The organism is Candidatus Binatia bacterium (genome assembly GCA_023150935.1).
Taxonomy (GTDB): Bacteria; Desulfobacterota; Binatia; order HRBIN30; family HRBIN30; genus JAKLJW01.
The window spans coordinates 264-519 of record JAKLJW010000183.1 but is presented as its reverse complement, the minus strand read 5'-3'; the positions used below and the strand labels follow the sequence as shown (position 1 = coordinate 519).

Genomic DNA, 256 nt, shown 5'->3' with positions numbered 1-256 from the left:
AGGCGCTGCTGGCGGCGCTCGAGAGCGGCCAGGTGGGCGGCGCCGCGCTCGACGTCTTCGTGACCGAGCCGCCGGCCCCGCAGGACCCGCTGGTGGCCCACCCGCGCGTGATCTGCACGCCGCACCTCGGCGCCTCCACCGAGCAGGCCCAGCTCAACGTCGCGATCCAGGTGGTCGAGCAGGTCCGTGACTACCTCGTGAACGGCGAGATCCGCAACGGCGTCAACGTCCCCTCGGTGTCGCCCGAGATCCTGTC

The 256-nt window shown here is 72.7% G+C and carries 1 protein-coding gene; it reads left to right on the top strand.

Features of this window, described 5'->3' with window-relative positions; all coding sequences use genetic code 11:
• On the top strand, positions 1–256 hold a 256-nt coding region (locus tag L6Q96_23645; protein ID MCK6557539.1), incomplete at both ends, for a phosphoglycerate dehydrogenase.